The organism is Microbacterium sp. MYb54 (genome assembly GCF_002979515.1).
In the GTDB taxonomy this organism is placed as follows: domain Bacteria; phylum Actinomycetota; class Actinomycetes; order Actinomycetales; family Microbacteriaceae; genus Microbacterium.
This window is the reverse complement of the sequence record NZ_PCPA01000002.1, coordinates 103,263-128,376: the sequence shown is the minus strand read 5'-3', so window position 1 is coordinate 128,376 and position 25,114 is coordinate 103,263. Positions and strand designations below refer to the sequence as shown.

The 25,114-nt window shown below is 66.1% G+C and carries 24 protein-coding genes; 15 read left to right on the top strand and 9 right to left on the bottom strand.

Features of this window, described 5'->3' with window-relative positions; all coding sequences use genetic code 11:
- Nucleotides 1–48 precede the first annotated feature (48 nt).
- Nucleotides 49–1,482: an MFS transporter gene (locus CQ040_RS03460; RefSeq protein WP_028501030.1), complete on the top strand. Its 1,434-nt coding sequence runs from the start codon at nucleotides 49–51 to the stop codon at nucleotides 1,480–1,482.
- A gap of 131 nt (nucleotides 1,483–1,613) precedes the next feature.
- On the opposite strand, the gene purB is transcribed toward CQ040_RS03460, so the two are convergent.
- On the bottom strand, nucleotides 1,614–2,996 hold the full coding sequence (gene purB / locus CQ040_RS03455) for an adenylosuccinate lyase (RefSeq protein ID WP_105526038.1): 1,383 nt from the start codon (nucleotides 2,994–2,996) through the stop codon (nucleotides 1,614–1,616).
- A gap of 24 nt (nucleotides 2,997–3,020) precedes the next feature.
- Nucleotides 3,021–3,533 (bottom strand): low molecular weight protein-tyrosine-phosphatase, encoded by a 513-nt coding sequence (locus CQ040_RS03450; protein WP_028501028.1) that lies wholly within the window; start codon nucleotides 3,531–3,533, stop codon nucleotides 3,021–3,023.
- A 145-nt stretch (nucleotides 3,534–3,678) separates the two neighbouring features.
- Between CQ040_RS03450 and CQ040_RS03445 the strand changes: the two genes are divergently transcribed.
- Entirely contained in the window at nucleotides 3,679–3,942 is a 264-nt protein-coding gene (locus tag CQ040_RS03445; RefSeq protein ID WP_105526037.1) for a hypothetical protein, read from the top strand.
- The gene (locus CQ040_RS03440) at nucleotides 3,939–5,255 is read left to right on the top strand and encodes an alpha/beta hydrolase (protein WP_105526036.1); all 1,317 of its coding nucleotides are present in this window, start codon (nucleotides 3,939–3,941) and stop codon (nucleotides 5,253–5,255) included. The genes CQ040_RS03445 and CQ040_RS03440 overlap by 4 nt, the downstream gene beginning before the upstream one ends.
- Nucleotides 5,256–5,261: 6 nt before the next feature.
- Here CQ040_RS03440 and CQ040_RS03435 read toward each other — a convergent pair whose 3' ends face one another.
- Genes CQ040_RS03435 through CQ040_RS03425 form a run of 3 tightly spaced genes read right to left on the bottom strand, consistent with a single transcriptional unit; the run spans nucleotide 5,262 to nucleotide 6,291 of the window.
- Nucleotides 5,262–5,666 (bottom strand): phage holin family protein, encoded by a 405-nt coding sequence (locus tag CQ040_RS03435; protein ID WP_105526035.1) that lies wholly within the window; start codon nucleotides 5,664–5,666, stop codon nucleotides 5,262–5,264.
- Between the two features lie 34 nt (nucleotides 5,667–5,700).
- A complete protein-coding gene (locus CQ040_RS03430) occupies nucleotides 5,701–6,081 on the bottom strand; it encodes a type II toxin-antitoxin system death-on-curing family toxin (protein WP_105526034.1) in 381 nt (126 codons plus the stop codon).
- A 3-nt stretch (nucleotides 6,082–6,084) separates the two neighbouring features.
- A complete protein-coding gene (locus tag CQ040_RS03425; RefSeq protein WP_017829758.1) occupies nucleotides 6,085–6,291 on the bottom strand; it encodes a ribbon-helix-helix protein, CopG family in 207 nt (68 codons plus the stop codon).
- Between the two features lie 86 nt (nucleotides 6,292–6,377).
- Between CQ040_RS03425 and CQ040_RS03420 the strand changes: the two genes are divergently transcribed.
- From CQ040_RS03420 to CQ040_RS03400, 5 genes are all read left to right on the top strand, one after another.
- Nucleotides 6,378–7,445, top strand: a complete 1,068-nt coding sequence (locus CQ040_RS03420; RefSeq protein WP_105526172.1) for a histidinol-phosphate transaminase — start codon at nucleotides 6,378–6,380, stop codon at nucleotides 7,443–7,445.
- Nucleotides 7,446–7,551: 106 nt separating this feature from the next.
- On the top strand, nucleotides 7,552–8,679 hold the full coding sequence (locus CQ040_RS03415; RefSeq protein WP_105526032.1) for a thiamine pyrophosphate-dependent dehydrogenase E1 component subunit alpha: 1,128 nt from the start codon (nucleotides 7,552–7,554) through the stop codon (nucleotides 8,677–8,679).
- An 11-nt stretch (nucleotides 8,680–8,690) separates the two neighbouring features.
- Entirely contained in the window at nucleotides 8,691–9,656 is a 966-nt protein-coding gene (locus CQ040_RS03410; RefSeq protein ID WP_036273701.1) for an alpha-ketoacid dehydrogenase subunit beta, read from the top strand.
- 28 nt (nucleotides 9,657–9,684) lie between these two features.
- Complete coding sequence (locus tag CQ040_RS03405; protein ID WP_105526031.1) at nucleotides 9,685–11,031, top strand: dihydrolipoamide acetyltransferase family protein; 1,347 nt, start codon at nucleotides 9,685–9,687, stop codon at nucleotides 11,029–11,031.
- Nucleotides 11,032–11,135: 104 nt separating this feature from the next.
- Nucleotides 11,136–13,496: a hypothetical protein gene (locus CQ040_RS03400; RefSeq protein WP_105526030.1), complete on the top strand. Its 2,361-nt coding sequence runs from the start codon at nucleotides 11,136–11,138 to the stop codon at nucleotides 13,494–13,496.
- Nucleotides 13,497–13,538: 42 nt separating this feature from the next.
- Here CQ040_RS03400 and CQ040_RS03395 read toward each other — a convergent pair whose 3' ends face one another.
- Both CQ040_RS03395 and CQ040_RS03390 read right to left on the bottom strand, forming a co-directional pair.
- Nucleotides 13,539–14,072, bottom strand: coding sequence for a hypothetical protein (locus CQ040_RS03395; protein WP_105526029.1), 534 nt, complete (start codon nucleotides 14,070–14,072; stop codon nucleotides 13,539–13,541).
- Nucleotides 14,073–14,381: 309 nt separating this feature from the next.
- On the bottom strand, nucleotides 14,382–14,687 hold the full coding sequence (locus tag CQ040_RS03390) for a DUF1508 domain-containing protein (protein ID WP_219844670.1): 306 nt from the start codon (nucleotides 14,685–14,687) through the stop codon (nucleotides 14,382–14,384).
- A 224-nt stretch (nucleotides 14,688–14,911) separates the two neighbouring features.
- Here CQ040_RS03390 and CQ040_RS03385 point away from each other — a divergent pair, with 224 nt between their 5' ends.
- From CQ040_RS03385 to CQ040_RS03375, 3 genes are read left to right on the top strand one after another with little or no spacing between them, the layout of a single operon-like run.
- On the top strand, nucleotides 14,912–15,163 hold the full coding sequence (locus CQ040_RS03385; protein ID WP_374954122.1) for a hypothetical protein: 252 nt from the start codon (nucleotides 14,912–14,914) through the stop codon (nucleotides 15,161–15,163).
- 16 nt (nucleotides 15,164–15,179) lie between these two features.
- Nucleotides 15,180–16,277, top strand: a complete 1,098-nt coding sequence (locus CQ040_RS03380) for a HigA family addiction module antitoxin (protein WP_105526026.1) — start codon at nucleotides 15,180–15,182, stop codon at nucleotides 16,275–16,277.
- 40 nt (nucleotides 16,278–16,317) lie between these two features.
- Nucleotides 16,318–17,907 carry an SIR2 family protein gene (locus CQ040_RS03375; protein ID WP_181156832.1) on the top strand — a complete coding sequence of 530 codons (1,590 nt, stop codon included), beginning with the start codon at nucleotides 16,318–16,320 and terminating at the stop codon, nucleotides 17,905–17,907.
- Nucleotides 17,908–18,282: 375 nt separating this feature from the next.
- Here CQ040_RS03375 and CQ040_RS03370 read toward each other — a convergent pair whose 3' ends face one another.
- Nucleotides 18,283–18,696 carry a hypothetical protein gene (locus tag CQ040_RS03370; protein ID WP_146113853.1) on the bottom strand — a complete coding sequence of 138 codons (414 nt, stop codon included), beginning with the start codon at nucleotides 18,694–18,696 and terminating at the stop codon, nucleotides 18,283–18,285.
- 177 nt (nucleotides 18,697–18,873) lie between these two features.
- Complete coding sequence (locus tag CQ040_RS03365; RefSeq protein ID WP_105526023.1) at nucleotides 18,874–20,094, bottom strand: ROK family protein; 1,221 nt, start codon at nucleotides 20,092–20,094, stop codon at nucleotides 18,874–18,876.
- 100 nt (nucleotides 20,095–20,194) lie between these two features.
- On the opposite strand from CQ040_RS03365, the gene CQ040_RS03360 reads away from it, so the two are divergent.
- Genes CQ040_RS03360 through CQ040_RS03345 form a run of 4 tightly spaced genes read left to right on the top strand, consistent with a single transcriptional unit; the run spans nucleotide 20,195 to nucleotide 25,079 of the window.
- Nucleotides 20,195–21,526, top strand: a complete 1,332-nt coding sequence (locus tag CQ040_RS03360) for an ABC transporter substrate-binding protein (RefSeq protein WP_105526022.1) — start codon at nucleotides 20,195–20,197, stop codon at nucleotides 21,524–21,526.
- Nucleotides 21,523–22,461: a carbohydrate ABC transporter permease gene (locus CQ040_RS03355; protein WP_181156830.1), complete on the top strand. Its 939-nt coding sequence runs from the start codon at nucleotides 21,523–21,525 to the stop codon at nucleotides 22,459–22,461. Before CQ040_RS03360 ends, CQ040_RS03355 begins: the two co-directional genes overlap by 4 nt.
- Nucleotides 22,461–23,339, top strand: coding sequence for a carbohydrate ABC transporter permease (locus CQ040_RS03350; protein WP_105526021.1), 879 nt, complete (start codon nucleotides 22,461–22,463; stop codon nucleotides 23,337–23,339). The genes CQ040_RS03355 and CQ040_RS03350 overlap by 1 nt, the downstream gene beginning before the upstream one ends.
- A 51-nt stretch (nucleotides 23,340–23,390) precedes the next feature.
- Entirely contained in the window at nucleotides 23,391–25,079 is a 1,689-nt protein-coding gene (locus CQ040_RS03345) for a glycoside hydrolase family 13 protein (RefSeq protein WP_105526020.1), read from the top strand.
- The last annotated feature ends 35 nt before the right edge of the window (nucleotides 25,080–25,114 follow it).

Below are 25,114 nucleotides of genomic sequence, written 5' to 3'. Positions count from 1 at the left end.
CATCCACGGATCCGGAATACCGCTGCGGTGGATCGGCTTGTCCCTGTAGTGACTGCCTCCGTTGACCGCGCCTCCATCGGACTCCGGTCGGAGCGAGGGCCCATCCTCGGGGCGCTCATGCTCGCCACCGGCCTCATCGCGATCGACGCGACGATCCTGGCGACGGCGGTGCCCAGCATCGTCCGCGATCTCGGCAGTTACCAGCAGTTCCCTTGGCTGTTCTCGGTGTACCTCCTGGCGCAGGCCGTGAGCGTCCCCATCTACTCCCGGTTCGCCGACACCGTCGGCCGCAAGCCGATCATCCTCCTCGGTATCGCTCTGTTCCTCCTCGGATCGATCCTCTGCGGGTTCGCGTGGAGCATGCCGGCGCTGATCGTGTTCCGTATCATCCAGGGCATCGGCGCCGGTGCCGTCGCGCCGATGTCGATGACCATCGTCGGTGACATCTACACGGTCGCCGAACGCGCCAAGGTGCAGGGCTACGTCGCGAGCGTCTGGGCGATCTCGTCGGTCGTCGGCCCGGCACTCGGCGGCATCTTCGCCCAGCTCGACGCCTGGCGGTGGATCTTCTGGATCAACATCCCGCTCTGTCTGATCGCCGGATGGATGCTGCTGCGCAACTACAAGGAGCAGAAGCAGACCCGGAAGCACAGCATCGACTACGGGGGAGCGGTGCTGCTCACGATCGGGTTGACCGCGCTCATCCTCGGCATGTTGGAGGGCGGGAACGCCTGGGCGTGGCTCTCCGCGCAGAGCGCGCTGTGTTTCGGGGTGGGAGTGATCGCACTGGTGGCCTTCGGGTTCGTCGAGCGCCGGGTGGCCGAGCCCATCGTCGATTTGCGTCTCGCGGCTCGACCGCTGATCCTGACGACCACGATCGTGTCGCTCGGCATCGGCGCGCTGATGCTCGGTGTCACCAGCTTCGCACCCGCCTATCTCGAGGGATCCACCGGCATCGCGCCGCTGCTCTCCGGTCTCGCTGTCGCCGCGTTGACCCTCGGTTGGCCGCTCGCCGCCGCGAACGCGGGGCGCCTGTACCTGCGGATCGGCTTCCGCCGCACCACGCTGATCGGCATGAGCATCACCACGGTCGCCGCGATCACCCTGGCCTCCGTGGCGTCGTGGCCCAATCCGTTCGTGATCGCCGGCATCGCGTTCGTGCTCGGGTTCGGGCTCGGGTGGAGCGCGGCGCCGACGTTGATCGCTGCGCAGGCCTCGGTCGGGTGGGGCGAACGCGGGGCGGTGACCGGAATGAATGCGTTCGCGCGCTCAGCCGGAAGCGCCGTGGGTGTTGCCGTGTTCGGCGCGATCTCCAACGCCGTCATCGCGCAGGGCGTCGGTCCGGACGATCCCGGCACGATCATCCACGCGTCGGTCTGGGTGTTCGTCGCGGTGGCCGTGACCGCGGTTCTCACCCTGATCGCCGCCGCGTTCATGCCGAAGGACAAGGTCGAGGAGCACTCCGGCGAGTCCGCTCCCTAGTTCGCCCGCGCGGTGGCGTCGAGTGCACGGGAACGAGCCGAGTGCACGGGATCCACGCATGAGTATCCCGTGCACTCGGCAGCAAGCCGTGCACTCGGCGCGCGCGGCAGGGGCGCGGTAGGGGCGCGAGCTCAGCGAGCCAGGCGCGCGGCGATGCCGGTGTAGGTCGCGGGAGTCAATGCCAGCAGGCGCTGCTTGGCGGCGTCGCCGATCTCGAGACCCTGCACGAACTCGGCGAGGTCTGCGGCGCCCACCCGGTGACCGCGCGTCAACTCCTTGAGGAGTGCGTACGGGTCGGTGATCGTGGAGCGTCCGGCGACGACCTCGGCGCGGATGACGGTCTGGATGGCCTCGGCGAGCACCTCCCAGTTCACGTCGAGGTCGGCGAGCAGCACGTCGCGCGAGAGCGAGATGGCGTTCAGGCCCCGACGCAGGTTGTCGAGCGCGAGCAGCGAGTGCCCGAACGCCACGCCGATGTTGCGCTGCGTGGTGGAGTCGGTGAGGTCGCGCTGCAGGCGGCTGGTGACGAGCGTCTGGCCGAGCGATGCGAGCAGGGCGCCCGAGATCTCGAGGTTCGCCTCAGCGTTCTCGAAACGGATCGGGTTGATCTTGTGCGGCATCGTCGACGAGCCGGTTGCCCCGGCGACCGGGATCTGCGCGAAGTAGCCCAGCGAGATGTAGGTCCAGATGTCGGTGGCGAGGTTGTGCAGGATGCCGCCGGCGTGACGCACGCGGTCGTAGAGCTCGACCTGCCAGTCGTGCGACTCGATCTGGGTGGTGAGGATGTTGAAGCCGAGGCCCAGGCCCTCGATGTACTCGCGGGCGATCGTCGGCCAGTCGGCGTCGGGATCTGCGGCCAGGTGCGCAGACCAGGTGCCGGTCGCGCCGGAGAACTTCGCCAGGTAGTCGGATGCCGCGATCTGGCTGCGCACGCGCTCGAGACGCCACGCGAACACGGCGATCTCCTTGCCCATGGTCGACGGGGTGGCGGGCTGACCGTGCGTGCGGGAGAGCATCGCGGCATCGGCGTGCTCGACGGCGAGCTCGCGCAGCTTCGCGATCACGGTGTCGAGACCGGGAAGCCAGACCTCTTCGACAGCACGCTTGACGGTGAGGGCATAGGAGGCGGAGTTGATGTCTTCGCTCGTCGCGGCGAAGTGCGTGAGCTCGGCGATCGAGTCGAGGCCCAGGGTCGAGAGCCGGTCGCGCACGAGGTACTCGATCGCCTTCACGTCGTGCTGGGTGACGGCTTCCTTCTCGGCGAGCCAGTCGATCTCGGCCTGCCCGAAGTCGCGGTAGAGCGCGCGCAGGCGCTCCTTGTCGGCATCTGACAGCGGGGAGGTCTCGAACAGCGAGCGGTCGGTGAGTGCGATCAGCCACTCGACCTCGACCTCGACGCGTGCCCGGTTCAGGCCCGCCTCGGACAGGAAGTCGGCGAGGCCGGTGACAGCGCCGCGGTAGCGACCGTCGAGGGGGCTCAGGGGCTGCGGCGGGAGCGAGGGCTGGAAAGTCAGGGGAGTTCCTCCTGATCGGGCCCCTCAGATGCGGGGCGTGCGGGGGAGACGAAGAGCGGGTTCGAGCTGGCGGAACAGGCCCCGAGTCGCCGCCTCAATCATACCGAGCACGGAATCGAACATCTCCGCGCCCGCGTAGTAGGGATCGGGCACGTCGTGGGTCGTCGCGTTCGGGTCGAATGCGAGCAGGAGCGTGACCTTGCCTTCTTCGTCTTCGTCGTGCGCCCATTCCCGCAGGATGCGCTCGTGCGTGCGGTCGAGGGCGACGACGAGATCGTTGTCGGCGAAGGCCGCTGCGGTGAACTGCTTGGCGCGGTGCTGGGAGCCGTCGAAGCCGTGGCGGGCCAGCGAATCGATCGTGCGGTGGTCGGCGCGTTCGCCGAGATGCCAGTCTCCGGTTCCGGCGCTGCGCGAGACGATGCGCGAGCCGAGTCCCTGGCGTTCCGCGAGGTCGCGGAAGACGACCTCGGCCATGGGAGAGCGGCAGATGTTCCCCGTACAGACGAAGATCACGCGGAAGGGATCCGGGGATGTCACAGATACATTCTGCCCGGCCTCGGGCATCCTGCACAGCGCGGCCCGGCCCGCGCGATCCTCTGCACACCGTGAACGGGCGTCCGTCTCTCCACCGGTCGCGGGATTCGTGCCGGGAGAGATGCCCGCGATCCCGGATGCTGGGGCCATGTACTCGTTCGCGCAGGACCAGGCCGGCGGTTCCTCACAGCTCTGGGGGATTTCCCTGGCGCGCGTCGAGATCGGTGCCGCCATCTCGACGCTGGAAGAGGCGGGATCGACCCTGGTCGCGCTCGTCGACAGTACGGATTGGCAGTCCGAGGGGTTTCGCGCGCTGAACGAACTGCTTGCGCGCCTGCGTGACGAAACCGCAGTCGAGATCGGAAACCTCAAGGTTCGCGAGTGGGAGCTGGGAGAGGGGGCGGAGGGATGAACGCGATCTCCGGCAGCGGAGTGCCGGCGGACGCCGGGGGATTGGAGATCGACCACGGTGGAGCGATCGCCGTCGACACCGAGCAGCTTCGCGGTGTCGGCTATCGGATGCGCGCGGTGGCCTCGCAGTATGACGAAGCGCGTGAAGCGGTCATCCGTGCGCAGGCTCTCATCGCCTCCTCTCCGGAGCCGCCACCCCGAGTAGATGTGAGTGCGTTGCAGCGGAGCGGTGAGCGAGTCGGTGCGCTGTGCGCAGAAGTCGAGAATGCCTGCACGGGCGCGCTGTTGATGGCGGATGCGTTCGAGGTCGTCGAGCTGCGGGCGCAGGCCGAGGCGCTCGCCCTCACCGACGCCGCGGCAGCGAACGCCGTCCAAGCGCGCGTGGACGGGCTGGTCGCCGACGACGAGCGGATCGGGACCATGGCGGACTGGCTGGTGGCGGGGTGGGAGAAGCGTCGGTTCGAGGGGCTGGGAGATCAGTACGACGCGGCGGGGGCGCTCCCGCCGCTGTTCTTGGGCGGTGCGCTGGTGGGCATCGCTTCCGGGCTCGGAAAGGTCCGCTCCGGCACGGTTCTGAAAGGAGTGGCCGAGGCCGTGAGCGTGACGCCGGTGGCGACATCGACTCCGAGCGCGCCGACGGGCCTCGCCGCCGCATTCAGGAGGATGCCGGGGGCGAATGCGCAGGTCGCGGTCGAGAAGTACACGATGGTCGGTGGCGCGACCCGCTACGTGGCCTATGTCGAGGGGACCCAGAACTCACTGCCATGGCAGGCAGGCGAGTCGGAGCCGTGGGACATGAAGGCGAACATCGAGCTCTACCAGGGGCAGACATCCGCGTCCTATCAGGCCACCCTCGATGCGCTCGCGGCCGCTGGTGCGGAGCCGGGCGACCAGGTCGATGTGGTCGCCCACTCCCAGGGCGGGATGATCGCCGCCCGCCTCGCGATGGAGAGCGAGTTCGCGGTGTCGACCCTGATGACGGCGGGAAGCCCCACGGAGCCGACTCTCGGCGACGACCAGACGCTGATCCAGCTCCGGCACACCGACGACATCGTGTCGACGCTCGCCGCTGGCGGGTCGATCGACGGAACCGGATCGCCCGACAGCTTCACCGCGTCGAGGGTCGGCGATCCGCGCGACGGGTTGCAAGACCTCACGCTGCAGACCCACGCCCTCGAGACCTACATCGAGACGGCGGAGATGGTCGATGCGTCAGACGATCCTCGCGCCGAGGCCGTCGACGAGTACTGGGACGAGCTCGGAGAGGCCGTGGAGGTCGAGCGCACGGAGTTCCATGCCGAGCGGACGGGGTGACCCGGCTCAGTCGCGGCGGGAGTTCTTGTTCTGCGGGCGCAGGATGAAGCCGAAGATGCCGTTGATCACCGAGATGATGAGCGCGGCGACCACGCCCCACCAGAAGTCGCCGACCGTCAGGCCCCAGCCGAAGCCGCTCGTGATCCAGGCCGTCAGCCACAGCAGGAAGCCGTTGATCAGGAAGCCGATCAGCCCGAACGTGATGATGTAGAGCGGGAACGCGACGATCTTGACGACCGTGCCGATGATCGTGTTCACGATTGCGAAGATCGCGGCCACTGCGAGCAGCGTCAATACCAGCTGCAAGGTCTCGCCGGGAGGGAAGGCGGTGACGACCACCTGCAGGGCAGGGATCAGTGTCACGACCCACAGGGCGAACGCGTTGACGACGACTCGGATGATGAAGCGCATGGTCCGACCAGTGTCCCACGGACGCCCGCGGGTGTCAGCCTGCGGTGTCTTCCACGATGTGTGCGGTGATGACCTGTGCGATCTGGTTCAGATCCAAACGGCTCTGCGCGACGTCGAGAACGAAGTCGAATGCCTCGTCGTTCGTGAACGTCACCTCGTATCCGTTGAGTCGGATGAAGATGAACGTGAGGTACAGGGAGATCCGCTTGTTCCCGTCGAACAGCGCGTGGTTCTGTGCGACCGAACTGATCAGCGCCGCGGCCTTCTCCGCGAAGGACGGGTAGGCATCGACTCCGAACATCCCCGCTGAGGGGCGAGCGAGCGCGGAGAAGAGCAACCCCTCGTCACGGACGTGCAGCCCGAGTTTCGCTATCAGGGCGAGGGCCTGCTCCGGCTCGATGTATTCCGTCGCCATCGCTCAGGCGTCTTCGAGTCGCTTGAGCGTCTCGGCGTAGCGTTCGGTCACCTCGTCGGCGATCGAGAGCACGCGGTCTGTTTTCGACTCGCTGTTCGCGAACCGCGTCGCCGCCTCGATGATCACCGCGTGCTTCGAAGTGTGCCGGGCGCGCGCGATCGCCTCGAGCTGCGCATCGAGTTCTTCCGGGAGTCGCACCGTCATTGCCATACCAGAATGGTACCACCGCCCATCGCGCCTCGATAGGCTGCGTCCGAGCCCGTCGCCGCCCGGTGCTCCCTCGTAGACTCGACCTCGTGACCGAGCCGATCCTGCCCCGCATCCGACCAGCCATCGCCGCCCTCGCGCCGTATCGCCAGGGCAAGCAGGCAGGCCCCGATGCGTTCAAGCTCTCCAGCAACGAGAACCCGTTCGATCCGTTGCCCTCGGTGCTCGAGGCGCTGCAGCGCACGACGCCGATCAACCGCTACCCGGATGCGACGGCCACCCGCCTGCGCGAGCGGCTGGGGGTCCGCTACGGGGTCGACCCCGACCAGGTGCACGTGGCCTCAGGCAGCGTCTCGATCCTGCACCAACTGATCCTGGCGACCGCTTCCGTGGGCGATGAGGTCATCTACGCCTGGCGCTCCTTCGAGGCGTACCCGAGCCTCCCGCTCGTCGCAGGCGCAACCGGGGTGCAGGTGCCGCTCACGGCCGACTCCCGTCACGACCTCGACGCGATGGCCGACGCCGTCACCGACCGCACCCGCGCGATCATCCTGTGCACCCCGAACAACCCGACCGGTCCGGTCATCACGTCGGCGGAGTTCGCCGCGTTCGCCGCGCGGGTGCCCTCCGACATCCTCATCATCCTCGACGAGGCGTACACCGAGTTCGTGACGGCCCCCGACGCGGTCGACGGTCTCGCCGAGCGGGTGTTCGAGCGGCATCCGAACGTCGTCGTGCTGCGCACCTTCTCGAAGGCCTACGGCCTCGCGGGGCTGCGGGTCGGCTACGCGATCGGGCACGAGAAGGTGCTGGATGCCGCGCGCACCACCGGCATCCCGCTCTCGGTCACGTCTGCCGCCGAGAACGCCGCGATCGCGAGCCTCGACGCGGAGCCTGAGCTCCTCGAACGCGTCGCCGTGATCGTCGAGCGACGCACCCGCCTCGTGGAGGGCCTCCGCGCCCAGGGGTGGGACGTTCCGGATTCCCAGTCGAACTTCGTGTGGCTGCCCGCGCGGGAGCGCACCGACGAAGTGGCTGCCGCGTTCGTCGCTGCCGACCTGGTCGTCAGGCCCTTCTCCGGCGATGGGATCCGCATCTCCGTCGGGGAGGAAGCCTCGATCCAACGCGTGCTCGAGGTCGCGGCCGCGCTCCGCTGAGTCGCCGTTCTTCGCTGGGGCGCGCGTGATTCTCCGGCTTCCGGGCAGTTACGAGGGCGTCCTAGGTATGCGTGACCGGGCATGCGGGCGCGGGTAGCGTGAGAGCGTGACCACCTCCGAGACACCCCTTGTGAGCGTTCTGGACGAGACCGGACGGTACGCTCCGTCCGCCGCCGCTGAGCGATACCTTCCCCTGATCGAAGCGATCGGCGATGCCGAGCTCGAGCAGTTCTACCGGGACATGGTCGTCATCCGGGCCATCGACACCCAGGCGACGAACCTGCAGCGGCAGGGTCAGCTCGCGCTGTGGCCCCCGAGCCGTGGGCAGGAGGCGGCGCAGGTCGGCTCCGGTCGTGCCGCCCGTGCGCAGGACACGATCTTCCCCTCGTACCGCGAGCACGCGGTGACCCGCATCCGCGGCGTCGATCCGGTCGACATCATCAAGCTGATGCGCGGAGTCTCGCACGGCGGGTGGGACCCCACGGACCCCAAGAACGGCAATACTCGGCTGTACACGCTCGTGCTCGGATCCCAGGTGCTGCACGCTGCCGGCTACGGGATGGGCCTCGTCTTCGACGGCCGCACCGGGACCGGTGACGTCGACCGTGACGAAGCCGTCATCACCTACTACGGCGACGGTGCTTCGAGCCAGGGCGACGTGCACGAGGCGATGGTCTTTGCCGCGAGCTACCAGGCGCCGACCGTCTTCTTCCTCCAGAACAACCAGTGGGCGATCTCGGTGCCGGTGTCGACGCAGTCGCGGGTGCCGCTCGTGCAGCGCAGCGCCGGCTACGGCATCCCGAGCGTCCGTGTCGACGGCAACGACGTCCTGGCCAGCTACGCGGTCTCCCGCACAGCTCTCGACGACGCCCGCAGCGGCAAGGGCCCGCAGGCGATCGAGGCCGTCACCTACCGCCTCGGCGCGCACACCACGAGCGATGACCCAACCAAGTACCGCGGCAGCGACGAGGAACAGCTCTGGGCCGGACGCGACCCGATCGTCCGGATGCGGGCGTTCCTCGAAGGGCGCGGAGCCTCGGCTGAGCTCTTCGCCGACGTGGAGGCCGAGGCTGCGGATGCCGCCGAGGACCTGCGCGCTCGCAGCGTCGTGCTCACCTCCCCCAGCGCCGACAAGATCTTCGACCACGTGTACAGCGAGCCGCATCCGCTGATCGACGAGCAGAAAGCCTGGCGCGCGAAGTACGAAGCGTCGTTCGAAGGAGGAGCCCAGTGACTCTCGAGACGATGCCGCTGAGCAAGGCGCTGAACGCGGGCATGCGCAAGGCCATGGAGAACGACCCCAAGGTCCTCCTCATGGGCGAGGACATCGGCAAGCTCGGCGGTGTCTTCCGCGTCACCGAGCACCTGCAGCGCGACTTCGGCGACCGCCGGGTGCTCGACACACCGCTCGCCGAGTCCGGGATCGTCGGCACGGCGATCGGGATGGCGATGGTCGGGTTCCGCCCGGTCATCGAGGTGCAGTTCGACGGATTCGTGTTCCCGGCGTTCGACCAGATCACCACGCAGCTGGCGAAGCTCACCAACCGGCACGAGGGCGCGATCAGCATGCCGATCGTCATCCGCATCCCGTATGGCGGACACATCGGCGCGGTCGAGCACCACCAGGAGAGTCCGGAGGCGTACTTCGCGCACACTCCCGGCCTGCGCGTGGTCTCGCCGTCGACACCGAACGACGCGTACTGGATGATCCAGGAGGCGATCGCGTCGAACGACCCCGTGATCTTCATGGAGCCGAAGAGCCGCTACTGGCAGAAGGGCGAGGTCGAGCTCGACGCGTCCGCCGTTCCGCTGCACTCCTCACGGGTCGTGCGCTCCGGCAGCGACGTGACGCTCGTCGGACACGGCGCGATGGTCACCACGCTCCTGCAGGCCGCCGCGCTCGCCGAGGCCGAGGGCACGAGCTGTGAGGTCGTCGACGTTCGCTCGCTGTCGCCGGTCGACTACGAGCCCATCCTCGACTCGGTGCGCAAGACCGGGCGCATGGTCTACGCGCAGGAGGCCCAGGGCTTCGGGAGCATCGGCGGTGAGATCGCGGCGACCGTCATGGAGCGTGCGTTCTACGCGCTCGAGGCTCCGGTGCTGCGCGTCTCGGGCTACGACACCCCGTTCCCGCCGGCGAAACTCGAGGGCACCTATCTCCCGGATGCGGACCGCATCCTCGAGGCCGTCGATCGCTCCCTGGCATACTGACATCCCCGCTCGGCCGAAAGGACTCGTCATGAGCACGCAGAACTTCACCCTCCCCGACGTCGGAGAAGGGTTGACCGAGGCGGAGATCGTCGCGTGGAAGGTCGCCCCCGGCGACACCGTCGCGATCAACGATGTGGTCTGCGAGATCGAGACGGCCAAGTCGCTCGTCGAGCTGCCATCGCCGCACGCCGGTGTGGTGGGCGAGCTGCTCGTCGAGGAGGGCGCGACGGTCGAGGTCGGCACGCCCATCATCACTTTCGTGACGGAGCCCGCCGCGGGTGCTCCGGCGGCTCCGGCTCCCGCTGCTCCCGCCGCGGAAGAGGGCGGCGGCTCGGTGCTGGTCGGCTACGGCACGGGTGGCGGTGCGACCTCGCGTCGCAAGCGCCCGGCCGAGCGTCCGGTCCGTTCTTCGGTCGGCGTGATCGCGAAGCCCCCGATCCGCAAGCTCGCGCGCGACCTCGGCGTCGACCTCACGGCGGTCGCAGCGACCGGCGCCGACGGCGAGGTCACGAGGGACGACGTCATGAAGCACGCCTCGCAGGCGAGTGTCTTCCGCAACATCGAGACGCCCGAGTGGGGAACCGTGCGGGAGGAGACGGTGCCCGCGCCGCAGCCCGCTCCGGCAGGACTCGCACGAGGGCTCACCGCGACTCGGCCCTCTGCCGCCGGCGACGACCGCACCGAGTCGATCCCGGTGAAGGGCGTGCGCAAGGCCACGTCTTCGGCGATGGTGCAGAGCGCGTACTCGGCCCCGCACGTGACGGTGTGGAAGGAGATCGACGCCAGCCGCACGATGGAGCTCGTGAAGCGCCTCAAGGCCTCGCCCGACTACGCCGACATCCGGGTCTCGCCGCTGTTGATCATGGCCCGCGCCGTGATCTGGGCTGCGCGCCGCACCCCGATGGTGAACGCTGCCTGGATCGAGACGGAAGCCGGTGCCGAGATCGCCGTGCGCCACTACGTGAACCTCGGTATCGCCGCCGCCACCCCGCGCGGTCTGCTGGTGCCGAACATCAAGGACGCCCAGGACCTCGGCATGAAGGATCTGGCCCGGGCGCTGAACCGTCTGACGCTCACGGCGCGCGAGGGCAAGACCCCGCCGGCCGATCAGCAGGGCGGCACGATCACGATCACGAACATCGGTGTGTTCGGGATGGATGCCGGCACCCCGATCATCAACCCCGGCGAGGCCGGAATCGTCGCGATGGGCACCATCAGCCAGAAGCCGTGGGTCGTCGACGGCGAGGTGCGTCCTCGCTGGGTGACCACGGTGGCAGGGTCCTTCGACCACCGTGTGATCGACGGCGACGGCATGAGCCGCTTCATCGCCGATGTCGCCTCCGTTCTCGAGGAGCCCGCACTGCTCGTGGACTGAGGAATACCCATCACGTGCCTCTCGTCGCGCAAGAATGGCAAGGTGCTCGACAATGTCACGCCGGATCCGAGCACAGGTGATCGCCACGGTCGAGCGGAGTCGCAATGCCACACGATATGAAGGTTGTGACGCTGTTTGTCGCGTCCCCCGGCGGAGTCGATGCGGAACGAAACGTCGTTGAAGCGGCGGTCAACAGCCTTAACACGGGTCTCGGCCAGATTCACAAGGTGATGGTCTCCGCTCGCCGCTACGAGCAGTTGGTCGGAGACGCCGGGAATCCGCAGTCCCAGATCAATGTGCATGCGGACGACGCCGACATCTTCGTAGGCATCCTTCATCGAAGATGGGGTAGCCCGACCGGTAACGGACATGACTCCGGGTTTCACGAGGAATTCTCACGCGCGCTCAGTCGGTGGAAGGAAACGAAGCGTCCACGCATCGCGCTGTTCTTTAAGGACGTAGATGGCGAGAGCATCGAAGACCCAGGTGCGCAGCTGAGCAAGGTGCTCGAGTTTCAGAGAAGTATCGAGCGGGAGCACACCGCTTTCTACAATCGCTTCTCGACCCCGGCAGAGCTGGAGACACTCGTAACTAGGCTTCTTGCTGAAGAGCTCGCGCGCCTCAACCGAGAACCTGAGCCGTCTGCAGGGGAAGGTGCCACATCAGACACTGCTGTGGCTCCTGCGGCACCAGAACCCGCCGCGGGTGAGCCGATGTCAGCGGAGCTTGCCGGCATCGTCGGAGCGTTTGCTGACGTTCTGGCCGGGCGGGAAGTCGAAGTTGGGCTCGATTTCGACCGGCTGGAGCTGTTCGCGATGTCTGTCTCGCGGGATGCAGATGATGTACCAGTCCATCTGGCGAACCGGATCTTCAGTCGGCGGGACGATCTGGACCTGATTGGGGTCGAGCTTCGTGCTTGGTTTCGTCGCTATATCCAAGATCACGGCACTTCGACGGAGTCGGCGGATCGAGTCATTCCGTTCGCGTCGGTCGTCGATCCTGATTGGATCTCGAAACTACTGGCGACGGAGGGGAAGGACTATCTATCCAGCGATGATCAGCGACTCCGCCTCGGAACGTTAAGGCTACTGAACGCCTTGAAGTTGCGGCCCAGAGAGGTTTGGCCAACGGCCGCCGCCCAAGCGCCTGATGATGGAAAGCTTCGCGAGGTGTGGGAGGCGGTGGCAGGTTCATCGGCGAAGGCTGAGATGGTGCGCTACTGGATCACGGTTCACCGTCGGGGAGATCTCAACCGTGCGCGGTATCTCGCAACGCAGGGTGAGGGTCTCGGAAGCGTTGGGCGTGCTTTGGTTGGACTTCTCTCTTCGCAGCGCGACGCGAGCCCGCTTCTGGAGGTCGACAAGACCCTTCTCGTGGATCCGCAGGTTCGTGAAGCATTCGGCGAGGTGTCGCCCGAGTCGACACTGCCCGATGAAGCTCTCGTTGGTCTTATCAGCCAGGGTTACCTTGGGCTAGAGATCAGAGCGGCCGTGATCCGGGAGATCGTCTCTCGCGACCAGCTTCCGGCCAAGGCTCTCCGGAAGCTGGTCGCATCGAGTGATGACACGACGTGGACACGCACACTTCGAGAAGTGGAGTCGACAGCCAGCGGTCCCCAGTTGGCTGCTGACACCGTCGACCTTCTCCGAGAGCTGGAACAGAGCCCGAACGACGCGGATGGCCGTCGCCGAGCGGGCGAGCTTCTCGCGGTAATCGCGCGCAACGACGAGGCATCAGCATCTGCTCTTCAGGCCGCTATTGACCGGGCTCCTCAGTTCGATGAAAACGCGGTGAGGTGGCGATTCGTGCGGAACGCGGGCAACCCCGTGAATCGCAGCTTCGCGCACTCGGTCGTCCGAGGCGAGAACCAGAGCTTCGTGGCCTTCTTTGCGGGCTTGAGAAGTGCTGGGTGGGCGCCGCGCACCATCAAATTCGTCAAAGAGCGCATCGAAGTCCACGCTCTTGAGTACTTGTTGGGACTCGAAGGCGCCGCGCGTGACGAGATCCTTGCCCGAGAGACGCGACGCATCGCTCACGATGAGAAGTCGTTGTCGCAGAGGGATGCGCAACGTCTGCTCGCCTCCATCCCCCAAGACAGCGATATCGAGGGATTGCTTGCAGAGTCGTGGTGGATTCGCAATACCAGCGAGGTGTTGCCGAACCTGATGCGGGTGGCAACGCTGAAACGTCTGCGCGGACTTGTGGATTCAAATGATGAGGCAACTGCGGTGGCGGCGTTAGTGGAACTACAAGCCAGGGAACGGATGATCTCCGTCCGAGCCCTGAAGAAGCTCCTACGCAGTCCGAAGCCGAAGGTTCGACTGCGCGCCTTCTCTCAGCTTGTTGACGGTGCGGACGCCGAGAAGATTGTCGCTACCCTCACTGACTACATCCGTGGCGAGGGAACCCACTATTACAATGTGGCGTGCGAAGCGGACCGACGGCTAAGCGGCATGCCGATCTGACGGGTCGGGCACTGAGAACGTCTTGTGGGCGGACGATGCGGGTCAGTGCCACATCGTCGCGGACTCTCGAAGCGCTACGACGAGTGCAGGAGTATCGGCGGAGTCGCGCCATTGAACAGCTCTGGCCCGGTACGTCTGCTCAGCCTCCTCCGAAAGGCCGGCAGGGGAGGGGGATACGACGATGATTGGGTCGTCGTTCTCAAGCGCGCGGCGCAGTCGGACGACTGATTGAGTGAAAAGCCCGCGGGTGTTGACTCGACTACCCGCAATCTTGATGACCAGGAGAAGTCGACGCCCGTCGACCTCCACTATCGCGTCAGCGCCGAAGTCCGACGTGGCATTCCGGAATATCTGAATGCCAACCTCGTTGACTGAGGCGAGCGCGGTAATCAGCTCGCGCTCGTACAGGGCCGCCTCCGCAACGCGGGATGCTGCGGGCGTTCCTTTCGAGGAAGCCACATATACTTCCAACACACTCAGCGCTCGGTCTCCCGATCCGGCTCCATCTGGCGCCACGCGGTCAGCGCCCGGTTGAGTGTCCTTCTCGGTCAAACGGGAAGTCAACATGTCGATCATGCCGCCGCAGGCTGACCTTGTTCTGACGAGGTTCCGCTTCTGCTACTCGCTATCCTCGCCGGATGAACGACCCCTCTTGCACATGCTTCACGAAGAGGGCATGCGGACCGCAGCCTCGACAGTCCACCGCCCAAGCCGCGCCAGCACGACCGACGCTACATCGACCGGGTGGTCGGCGATGCGGAGACGAGAGCCAGCGCGGCATCCCGCGCCTAAACGACCCAGTTCGGATCCCGGTCACATCACTCGGCGTGACGGCATCGATCCGCGCAGGTCTGGCACCAACGGCTCGGAGGTCAATCCGGGAGGCTAGACCCCCGTCGCCGAACCAGCGTTGAGCCGGACGTTCTCCGCGGCACGCTCTGCATTCGACTTCGAAGCAAAGGCCTCGCCTGAGGCGGCGACCTTATCGCTGCCGCGCCAGGCCCGCCAACGGTACTGGCCGGAAGCATCCGCATAGACCTCGTAGCGGGCGGTCAGTGCGCCGACCTTAAAGGCGCGTGCTGCGCGGAGCGAACCGGACTGGTCGTAGAACGACTCTCCAGCCCAAGCCACCATCTCGCCGTTCGCGCCGACGAGCTTCCACGTCGGCTTCCGGGTGGTCGTGTTTGTCATTACGAACTTCATGTGATTCCCCAATCACTCAACGGGCTGTGCCCAGGTTCGTGTCGGGCAGGTGCCCGTCGCGGTCAAGCCGTACCTCTGGATCCGCTTAGATAGTCCCCAGGACGGGAATATCGGAGCACATCCGTGCGCTACAGTGTAACGAAGTCGGTGACATCATGGAGGTTCGATATGAGGACCAGAAGCTGAAGAAGCTGTGTACGGACGAGCGGGAGATGAAGAGGCGTCGTGCTGACATCGCCCCGCGGCTGCGGCTTCGGATCAAAGCGCTGGAGCGAGCAGCCACCCTCGGAGATCTTCCGGCAGAGGACCCGCTTGGCGACTGGCATCCGCTCACGGCGGATCGCGTCGGGACCTGGGCAGGAAAGCTGAGTGCCAACTACCGACTCATCGTGAGCCCGGAAAGCGACGGCGAAGCGAAAGATGCCGTCGTCGTCACCGTCATCGAAATAGCCGACTACCACTGACCGAAAGGGGAGCCCGATGTCCACACGCACGAACTACGCCGTCGCCCCTGGTGAGTACCTAGCCGAATGGCTCGAGGAGACGGGTACTACCCAGCAACAGGCAGCGGATCGCATCAGCGCTAGCCGAAAGCAGATCAACGAGATAGTGAACGGTCGTGCCCCCATCACGGCTGAGACCGCATTCAAACTTGGTCGCCTCACTGGCATCGATGCGGAGACCTGGCTTCGCATCGAGATGCAATACCGCACTGACCTCGCTCGCCTTAGGGACGAAGCCGAGCTGGCCGCCCATGCGTCGAAGATTCCGGCGTCGACCGCAACGTATCTTCGGTCCCTGGGGGCAACGTCTGCGTCGCTGAAAGCGCCAGGCAAACTCGTGTCCGACTTCTTGTCCTTTCACTCCTGCGGCACATGGGAGGCATATGAGGAGTCCGTCAGCAACGCCCACGAGGGCGAGTATGCCCTCGCTGCGCTCACGGAGAGCAAAGCCGCTTTCGACCTCGTCGCCTGTTCGACTTGGTTGCGAGCCGGTGAGGTTTCTGAAGCATACGAAAGGGGGCTGAGGTACACCTTCGACCAATCGTCCCTTCGCAACCTCATTCCTCATTTACGGGAGCGGGCAGTCACGCCGGACAATGCGATGTTGCGGGATCTGGCGGAGATGCTGGCCTCCGTCGGTGTCGTGTTCGCCATGGTCGAGCCGCCGAAGAGCTTTCCGCTTTACGGCATGACGCGCTGGATCGACGCTCGTGTCCCTATGATCCAACAGTCGGGCCGTCGCATGAAGGACGGCTTCATCATCTGGACGTTCTTCCATGAGCTCGGGCATGTTCTCAACGACCCCCGCGGCGAGACACACTTCGAGTTCAAGACCGCGAAGTCCCGGAACACGAAAGCAGAGAAGGCGGCCAACAGCTTTGCGTTCGAGGCGTTGTTCGGCGAATCGGGCTTGAAGCCGTTCGACGGGTTGACGAGCAACGGTGCAATCGCGCGCGCCGCCCGCGAAGTCGGCGTTTCCCCAGGCGTTGCCGTGCAGCAAATGCACCGGTACCGGAAACTTCCCTACAACTATGGCAATCAGCTGCTCGTTGATGTTGAGTGGGGGGCCGCCTAGTTTCCTGTGCCCGGTTGTGGCTCTGACGTGGCAGATCAGCATGAGAAGCAAGTATCCGTTCTTCGAGGACTACATGACCCTCGAGACCATTACGAAAGCCGCCGTCGCAGACGGGCGACTCATGCTGTACTGCGGCGCCGGTGTCACGATTGACCGGACTGGCCATAGCTGGAGTTCGTTGATTCTCTCGCTCTTGCCGGAGCGCAAACACCGGACTCGACCGGACATGCCCACTCGTTCGCAGGTGAGCGACTTGGAGACACGTTCCCCGGAGTCTCTCGCCTCCAGCGTCGTATATCTCCTGCGCGCCAATTCAGGAGGTGGCGAGAAGCTTAAGCGTGCGCTTCGGAACCGCCTCCGGGCTGCGCTCTACCAGGAGGAGGGGCGGTGGCAGAACGGCCGTCTTGTCGAGGAGATCATCGTTCTCGCAGCGCTCCGCTCAGCTCGTGGGGCTGACACTTCCATTCTCACCACGAACTACGACACCTACCTCGAGCTGGCCTTCGAGCGAATGCGGCAGAACCTCCCCGAGGTGATTTCGGCGCCAGGGTTGCGAGTGTTTCGTGCGGGCAACAACACTCCAGTAAGGACGATTGCACCGAACAATCGTGACCCTGAGGAACCGGGGGCATTCGTGGACATCGTCTACCTTCACGGTCGCCTACCGAGAGCCAACGAGGGGACGGTGGACTGGCCTCTAGTTCTAGATGAGAACAGCTACGCATCCACCGCGCGGCAAGTAGAGAAGACCATCGAGGAGGCGTTGCGCGGCGCTTCCCTTGCGCTCCTCCTGGGTACGAGCTTGACTGACACGCCTCTCGTGCGTGCGCTGAGCGTCACTCCTCGTGATGGCTGCGAGCGTCTCGGTATTCTCCTTCGGGCCGACTTCGCGCACAGTGACGGGGCGAATGAAGACCTCGCACTGACGCTTGCTCGTCACAGAGCTTCAGAACTCGGGGTGGGTGTACTCTTCCCCGACTTCCCCGGGCAGGTCGCCCAACTTCTGCGCGAGGTGTCGCTGAGGCGGATCTACTCCGTCGCGCGGCCGGACGAGCCGAAGAGCTTGCCGTACACCGACCGGGTAGACGCATGGTGGACATCCTGGGCGACAAACAATGGCGGAGACCCGAAACTCATCAAGAACGTTCGAAGGACGTTGCGTCGGGCGTGCAAATTGATGGCGCTGACGCCGAGTTCGTCTCCATTCGATTCGGACGCCGAACGCTTCCAGGTTGAGTTGTGGGTGCGCGAAGGCCCCGTTGCGGTGAATCGGAACCTGCGACGATGGGTGCGCTCCAACCTTCTGGATATCGAAGGGATGGCGGGAAAAGCTTCCGACCTCGAACGCAACAGTTATCTCGCTCCGGTGAGGGCGTTCGTCGACGGTCGCCCGAGACTACTCGACGTTGAGGAACTCGACGGCGGCCGTCATGACGTCGAACAGTACACGTGGAAGTCGTTTCTCTGCGTCCCGATCCTTGCCAACAGTGCGACTGTTGGTGTGATGTGTCTCGCGAGCACTCGACCGGCGTCTACGACAGCGATGAACAAAAACGCAAAGACGACCGCGAACTTGGTTGGCCGACTCCGGTTAGATGGATCGCGGCTGCTTGACGTGGGTGGCCAGTGAGCGGCGGGTGGGTCAGGACGCGCGATAGGCGGCAGCGAACAGCGCCCGCTGGTCCCGGGCTTCACGCTCGCGGTTGCCGCGGTTGGCGTCTTCGACCAGTCTGTTGCGTGCGTTTACAGCGTCCTGCTGTCGTGTGTTTCCAGCGCCGCTACGCATCGTTTCGTGGTTCACGTTGCCTCCACTCTTAGCCTAACGCTTCGTGAAGCCATCGACGTCAGAACATTCCGTCGGCTTCCGAGCATCGGTCATGAGGTGCTCCCTAGATACAACGCAGGTCGTGCTCGATCTCATCCCGATTCCCTGCTTCGCACCGGAGCTGGCCGCGCGGCTGGGCTGGTGGAGAAGCCTGGGGGGCCGAGCGCGAGGTCCGGATGCTCAACCGACGCCGTGCGTGAGATGGGTGACGGTGACCTCGGCGTCTGCGGCCGTGCATGCGCGAGATACAGCGTCGATGGCGTCGTTGTACACGTCACGGTTGTCCCCGAACACCACCATGTGAGGAGGCTCGGGGATTGCGTCATCGACGGCCAGCATGCGAGTCTTTACGTCGCCGTCGGCGGAGAGAGCAACTGTGTCGAACTCGGCACGCAAGTCGGCGAGTGGTTTCAGGAGCACGTCGTTCTCGGCGACGCGCGTGTCCAAGTCCAAGGTGAGGGTGGCGAAGGCTTCGCATGCTGCATCGTTGGGGGACTGCTTTGCAACCGAATCGGATGCGGTCGTCCCGCTACACCCTGCAAGCGTGGCAGCGAAGGCGCCGGCGAGAACGATTGCAGTGGCGAGACGCTTCATGCTGCCCAGCGTAGTGGTCGGCACCGCGACGGCACCCGTGTCACTCGGCGGATTCGTGGGCTGCCGCACGGGAGCAACTTAGATGACGATCCTCGTGCCCGCGGCCATCACCACAGCCCAGTGTTCTCGTGGATCAACTGGATCAACTATCCAGAAGGGTCATATACCCGACCCGCCTCAGGCGCTCGCGCGCAGGCGCTCCTCGGCTAACAGCGGCACAGCATGCTCCCTGGCCGCGCGGCGAGCGGTCGCCACGGCGCCGCGGGAGACGACCTCAGCCCCCAGCGTCGACGCCAGGATCTCGGGCGCCGGCAGGTGCAGCTCCTCGGGCAGGATGCGTCGGGCCGCGGTCAACACGGGCTCGATGCTCTCGGCGACCGCTCCGCACACGATGACGCGCGTCGGGTCGTACATGCTGCCGAGCACGCCGACGATGCGGGCGACGGTGGCCCCGACGCGGGAGGTGACCAGCACGGCATCGGGGTCGCCCGATGCGGCGAGGGTCAGCACGAGCCGGGGGTCGATGCGGTCGGTCTCGGCGAGACGGCCGACCACGCTGTCCTGCGCGATCTCTCCGGAGTCGAGCGCCGCGCGCACCTGATCCTGCACCGAGTAGCGGAGGCCGAACGCCGAGCCGACGCCCACGATGTGGTCGAACACGACGCCCTCGCCGACGCCGCCGTGCGCGCCGTGCAGCACGTGTCCGTCGACCACCACGCCGCCGCCGAACCGCTCGCTCGCGAGCAGGGCCACGTAGTCGCGGCATCCGATCGCCGCACCTTCCGCGCCCTCGGCGATGGCGGCGAGCTGCGCGTCGTTCTTGATCTGGACGACCGGGGCCCAGTCGCGAAGGGCCTCAGCCAGGCCGGGGTTGGTGCGCTCCCAGAAGCCGTCGGGGTGGGGCGGGGAGATGCCGTCGCGGTTCACGGGCGCCGCGACGCCGACGCACAGCGCGAGCACCTGGTCGCGCGTCACCTCGGCCTCGGCGAGCGCATCGCCCAGGCGGGCGAGGATCGTCGCGCGTCGCTCCTCGGCCGACTGCGAGGGCTCGAACTCCACGCGGTGATGCACGAGGGTCTGGTCGAGGGGGTCGGCCACGGTGACGGCGAGGTGGGTGTCTCCCGCGTCCACCCCGATCACGACGCCGAGGTCGGGAGCCAGCGCGAAGCGGCGCGAGGGGCGACCGGAGCGGTAGGTGCCGGCGGCCCGTGCGTTCGGGAGCTCACGCAGCACGTCTGCGCCGACCAGGGTATCGATCGCGTCGATCGCGGTCGAGCGGGTCAGGGAGGTGCCGGCCATCGCCTCGGTCGCGGTGAACTCGCCCGCTGTCCAGGCGAAGTCGAGCACTGCTCCGACGCTCGCGCGTCCGGTGCCCAGGTCTGCGGAGACTTCTGTCATTGCGCTTGACCTCCCTGTCTTCCAATGAGAGAGTACCGTTCGACAGAGTAAATTCGCTCACTAGATTTAGTATTCGGATTTACACGACGGGAGGACGACGGTGTCTGAGAGACGAACAAGAGCAACCCGAGCGGTGGCCGCGGCCCTGGGGGTCACCCTGGTCGGCACGGCGCTCGCCGGCTGCGCTCCCGGCTCGGAAGCGGAGACCATCCGCTTCACCTTCAGCAAGCGCGAGGCGATCGAGTTCATGACCGACCTCGTCGCCGAGTACAACTCCTCGCAGAGCGACGTGAAGGTCGAGATCGACACCTCGGGTGTCGACGTCGTCTCGGCGAGTTTCGTGCGGGGTAATCCGCCCGACATCATGCTCGCCAACTACAACTACGAGATCGCCCGGTTCGTGCAGCGCTGCGCGCTCACCGATCTCGCAGGCACCGACGCGGCCGCGAACATCCGCGACGACCTGCAGCCGCTCATGGATCAGTACGGTTCCTGCGAGGGCCGCACGAGCGCCCTTCCGTACTCGGTGATGGCGGCATCCGTCATCTACAACAAGGAGATCTTCCAGGCGCAGGGCCTCGAGGTGCCGCAGACCTGGGACGAGCTGCTCGCCGTGTGCGAGCAGTTGAAGACAGCCGGCATCGATCCGTTCTACGGCACGTTCAAGGACGACTGGACCGTGGGGCAGGGCTGGTACGACTACACCGCCGGCGGTTCGGTCGACGTGATCGACTTCTTCGACGCGCTCGCGGCCGAAGGCGCGGATGTGGGCCCCGACTCCGAGGTCTCGTTCTCGAAGGACTTCGCCGAGCCGATGGACCGGATGCTGCAGCTCGCAGACGACTACACGAACGAGGATGCTCCGAGCCGCGGCTACGGCGACGGCAACCTCGCGTTCGGCAAGGGCGAGGCCGCGATGTACCTGCAGGGTCCGTGGGCCTTCAGCGAGATCGCGAAGACCGCACCCGACCTGCAGCTGGGTACTTTCCCGCTGCCGATGACCGACGACCCCGCCGACCTCGGCGTGCGCGTCAACATGGACCTCGCAGCGATGATCCCCGAGGGCTCGCACCATCAGGAGGCCGCCCGCGACTTCCTCGAATTCCTGTACGAGCCGCAGAACATCGAGGAGTACAACGCCTCGCAGCTCGGCTTCACCCCGACGAAGGGCGCTCCGGCCCCCGATGACCCCCGTATCGAGGGGATGGTCGAGTACTACGACAACGGGCAGATCTATCAGGGGCCATCGGTGCTCGTGCCCAAGACGCTTCCGATCATGAACTACGCGCAGGCGATGGTGCTCGGGGCCTCTCCGACCCCCATCCTGCGCACCATGGACGCGGATTGGGCTCGCATCGCCTTCCGCGCTCCGATCCCCTCGACGAAGGACACCCCATCCGCTTCCGGCGAGACAGAGGAGTCCGCGCCATGAGCACCACCACCCCCACCACGACCGGCGACAGCACGACGCTCATCGTCACCGGCGGCGATCGAAAGCTCCGGCGGCACACGCGTCGCGTCGAGCCGATCTACTACCTGTTCCTGTTACCGACGCTGGTGATCTTCACGCTCGCGATCACGGTGCCGGGAGTGATCGGCATCTTCTTCAGCTTCACCGACTCGATCGGCATCGGCGAGTGGAGCTTCAACGGACTGACCAACTACATCGCGCTGTTCAGCGATCCGTCGATCCTGCAGAGCTACCTGTTCACGTTCGGATTCTCGATCGCCACGGTCATCGTCGTGAACGTGGTCGCGTTCCTGCTCGCGGTCGGGCTCACCTCGCGCATCCGCTTCAAGACGGGCCTGCGCACGATCTTCGTGATCCCGATGGTGATCTCGGGCATCATCATCGCCTACGTCTTCAACTTCCTGTTCTCGAATTCGATCCCGGCGGCGGGTGCGGCGGCCGGCATCCCGTGGCTCGAGACGAGCCTGCTCGCCAATCCCGACCTCGCCTGGATGGCCATCGTCATCGTCACCGCCTGGCAGGCCGTGCCCGGCACGCTGCTCATCTACATCGCCGGGCTTCTCTCTGTTCCCGGCGAGGTGTACGAGGCGGCGAGCATCGACGGCGCCACCAAGACGCAGCAGCTCACCCGCATCACGCTCCCGCTCGTCGCGGGGTACGTGGTCATCAACGTGATCCTCGGGTTCAAGGGCTTCCTGAACGCCTACGACATCATCGTCGGCCTCACCAATGGGGGCCCTGGCACCTCGACCCGCAGTGTCGCGATGACGATCATCGCGGGCTTCAACGGCGGCGACTACGCCTACCAGATGGCCAACGCGACCATCTTCTTCATCGTCGCCGTGCTCATCTCCCTCCTCCAGCTGTCGCTGACGCGCGGAAGGAACGCACTCTGATGTCGACGCAGACACTCACCACCATCCCCGCCTCGGGCAAGAAGCGCCGCGTGCGCATGGAGCGCGTGAACTGGTCGGGCACGATCATTCTGATCCTGTGCGCGGTCACCGTCCTCCTGCCCCTGTACGTGACCATCTCGATGGCGCTCAAGACCACGGGCCAGGCGGTCGACGGCAATGCCTTCTCGCTCCCGGCTCCGTTCAGCATCGACGGGTTCGTCGAGGCGTGGAACCTCACGAAGTTCCCGGTCGGCGCCGGCATCTCGCTGCTCGTCACCGCAGGCACCGTGGTCGCGACGATCGTGCTGGCGGCCTTCGCCTCCTACGCCATCGTGCGCAACTGGGACCGGCGGCTCTTCCGCTACTCGTTCTTCTACCTGCTCGCGGCGATGTTCATCCCGTTCCCGGTCGTGGCGCTCCCGCAGATCCAGCTGACCGGACGCTTCGGGCTCGACAACCCCTTCGGCGTGATCATCCTCGCGACGATGTTCCAGCTGAGCTTCAGCGTGCTGCTGTTCACCGCTTTCCTGCGCTCGATCCCGATCGAGCTGGAGGAGAGCGCCCGCATCGACGGGGCGACGACCTGGCAGACGTTCTGGAAGCTCATCTTCCCGCTGCTCGCCCCGATGAGCGCGACCGTCGGCATCTTCGCGTTCCTCTACGCCTGGAACGACTTCATGATGCCGTCGCTCATCATCGCCGATCCGGCGCTGCAGACGCTGCCCGTGCGGCAGAACCTCTTCCAGAACCAGTTCAGCAACAACTACAACGTCGCGTTCGCCTCGTACCTGATGGCGATGGCCCCCGCGATCCTGGCGTACCTTTTCACGCAACGTTTCGTCATGGAAGGCGTCACGCAGGGCGCCGTCAAGGGCTGACACTCACACCGAAGCACCCGACCACAGAAAGAAAGAAGGAGTTCTCCTCTCATGACCGACGCGCTTCTCGCCGAGACCCGCACCGCCGAAGACGCCGCCTGGTGGCGTCAGGCGGCCGTCTATCAGATCTACCCGCGCAGCTTCGCCGATGCGAACGGCGACGGGATCGGCGATATCCCGGGCATCGTCTCGCGGGCCGACTACCTCCACGACCTCGGCATCGACGCGGTCTGGCTCAGCCCGTTCTATCCGTCTGCCCTCGCCGACGGGGGATACGACGTCGCCGACTACCGGGGCGTCGACCCGAGGCTCGGCACCCTCGCCGACTTCGACGACATGGTCGAGGCGCTGCACTCCCGCGAGATCCGCGTGATCGTCGACATCGTCCCGAACCACTCCTCCGACCAGCACGAGTGGTTCCAGGAGGCGCTCGCCGCCGGACGCGGTTCGGCTGCGCGGGAGCGCTACATCTTCCGTGAGGGCACCGGCCCCGACGGCTCCGAGCCGCCGACCGACTGGGACTCCGTGTTCGGCGGCAGCGCCTGGGAGCGTGTGCCGGACGGCCAGTGGTACCTGCACAACTTCGCTGTGGAGCAGCCCGACCTGAACTGGGATCACCCCGAGGTGCGCGCCGACTTCTTGAAGACCCTGCGCTTCTGGTCGGACCGCGGGGTCGACGGGTTCCGCATCGACGTCGCCCACATGCTCACGAAAGACCTCAGCGAGCCGTTGCCGTCGCGTGCCGAGCTCGACGCGATGGACCGTACCTCGGGCACGCATCCGATGGTCGACCGCGACGACGTGCACGAGATCTACGCCGAGTGGCGCGCTGTCTTCAACGAGTACGACCCGCCGCGAACGGCCGTCGCCGAGGCCTGGGTCGAGACGCCGGAGCGCCGTGCGAAGTACGCCTCGGCCGAGGGGCTCGGGCAGGCGTTCAACTTCGACCTGCTGGTCGCCGACTTCGATGCCGCGCAGTTCCGGAGCATCATCGCCGACAACCTCCAGCAGGCGCAGGCGACCGGTTCGTCGACCACCTGGGTGCTGTCGAACCACGACGTCACCCGGCATGCCACCCGCTACGGACTCCCGCCGCTGAACGGTCGCCCCGTCAAGCAGGGCACCGAGTGGGTCAAGGCGGGCGGCCCTGCCGAGGGCCTCGACCGTGAGGGCGGACTCCGCAGGGCGCGCGCCGCGACCCTGCTGCTGCTCGGCCTTCCCGGCAGCACCTACCTCTACCAGGGAGAGGAGCTCGGGCTGCACGAGGTGGCGCAGATCACGCCGGAGCAGCGTCAGGACCCCGGCTTCTTCCGCGGTGCCGACTTCGACGGCCTCGGCCGTGACGGATGCCGTGTGCCGCTGCCGTGGACCGCTGCCGGTTCCTCGCACGGCTTCGGGGCTGCGGGTGCCCACCTTCCGCAGCCGGAGTGGTTCGCGCAGTACGCGGTCGACGTCGAGGCGGCCGATCCCGCGTCGACGCTCTCGCTGTACCGGGAGGCTCTGGGCCTGCGGCACCTGCTGCAGACCGGCGAGACTCTGGAGTGGATCGACACCGGACGCGCCGACGTGCTGCGCTTCGCCCGCCCCAACGGCTGGCAGGTGGTGTCGAACTTCGGCGCCGAGCCGTTCGACCTCGGGGCTGATGCCGCCGACGTCGTGCTGGCGAGCTCCCCGCTCGAGGGCTCTGCGCTTCCCGGCGAGGCAACCGCCTGGATCGCTCCGGCCGAGCTGATCGGGTAGCCACCCCGGACGCCGATTTGATAATGGTTCTCATT